Raw genomic sequence first — 1,547 nt, 5'->3', positions numbered from 1 at the left:
CAGTCCTATACGGCGAGTGTTTGAGCGGCGCACTTTACTGGAACGATTTTGAAAACCTAGCTAAAAAAGTCGGTTTTTTGGACCCGAGGCTTGTAGAAGACGATGTCATCACTATTGAAAATGAATCGGTGCAAGAAAAAGTCGGCCATATCGGTTTTTATTCGGCAACCTACCGTTTATTTAAAATAAAAGACCTTGAACCGCACTGTGAAGATTATGGCCAGGCTGTTATTTACAAAGGCGGTATCGAGCACTTTGAACACGCTTTCGTTCTTGATAAGCACCATATCATCGAAAAAGGTAGGATTTTCCCTGTTTGCGGCAATACCTGGCGCATGCTGAATGAAACACGATTTAAAAAGTACTTCGAGTTTATTGGTGACTGGAACACTCATTACGGCATTTTTGAAGGCTGTGGATCTAGCTTACCCTTCGATGGTGACCCTATATTCGAAACAGGTGACGGCGGCTCTTCTTGCTGCTAACTTGAGCTAGCGCTCTATCTGAAGAGCTAAGCTATAACTATCCGCTTAGCTCTTCACCTCCTCTTCAACGCTCTAATATCTAGACCATTTTCGATCATATACTCTTGCATATCTTTCGCGTACATAATCCACCCTTTCGGGCTTAAATGAATTTCATCATCCCAATATTTTGCTGCTGACAAGTCTACTCCCCGACCAAAAGCATCATAACTTAGCGTATTCTGATATTGCCCCATTGCGCCTATAATTGTTTCAGAAAGCTGCGCATGCAGATAGCGAATCGCCCGTCTCCTTATACAGTTATCTATGTTAGAAGTAAGCATAGGTGGATAAGCTTTCGCATCAAATGCTGTTTTTATCCAAGGCCCGGCCTTTAGGAATGCCAACTTGAAGCCTCGCTGGCGTTGATCTGGCGACGCATAACAATGCGCAAGGACAGGCACGCTAGGTAGATATCGGTCTCGGTCTTTCAATACCTTATGATAATCATCTCTGATGTTTTGAAGTAAGCGCTCTTTCCCTGAATTAAAGCACTCTGAAGGCGATTGATTTTTATCATCATAATCTTTAAGGATAAACTTTAAGCCAGCGAATAAATCATTCCCACCCATACTTAGACAATATACATCGAGTCTAACTCGATTGTATTTAGCATAGCGAAATACACTGGATTCACGCGAAACCTGCTTTGCCGTAGCCATTGAGACGCTACTATCCCACCAGTTTGCGCCAGTAGGAATAATCTGCATCAGGGCCTGATGTAAATTATTCGGTCCGTAGAAAAAATGTTTCTGCCTGCCAGGGTAATCAAACCAGGAGTCACCTTGCACTACAACATTAGGGTATCGACGACGATATAAACTTTTCGCAACCGTTACAAAACTTGGTCCTGAGCCAGCAAGGAAATGCGCCCCTCTGTAACTATCCATGTTTTTTACTTTCCCCTAATACACAGTCTCTTCATGGAATAGCTATTTTGTCATAGTCAAAGGTAGAAGCTTCAGCTTTTTCAGTGGCCTTAACTTTGGCGGGGGCGCTAGTAGAAGGAATTGGCATAAGTAC

1 protein-coding gene and 1 pseudogene are annotated in these 1,547 nt (G+C 43.1%); one reads left to right on the top strand and one right to left on the bottom strand.

Features of this window, described 5'->3' with window-relative positions; translation table 11 throughout:
* Positions 1-485: pseudogene (locus A3756_RS23565) on the top strand (methyltransferase type 11); the annotation flags it as partial.
* Positions 486-538: 53 nt separating this feature from the next.
* On the opposite strand, the gene A3756_RS23560 reads toward A3756_RS23565, so the two are convergent.
* A complete protein-coding gene (locus A3756_RS23560) occupies positions 539-1,414 on the bottom strand; it encodes a hypothetical protein (RefSeq protein WP_068552772.1) in 876 nt (291 codons plus the stop codon).
* Positions 1,415-1,547: the final 133 nt, after the last annotated feature.

Source organism: Oleiphilus sp. HI0086 (assembly GCF_001635225.1).
This window is presented reverse-complemented; position numbering and strand designations above follow the sequence as displayed.

What these genes read in the sequence shown, in the direction of transcription:
- A3756_RS23560 (WP_068552772.1), bottom strand. Translation starts at nt 1,414, where the DNA reads ATGGATAGTTACAGAGGGGCGCATTTCCTTGCTGGCTCAGGACCAAGT.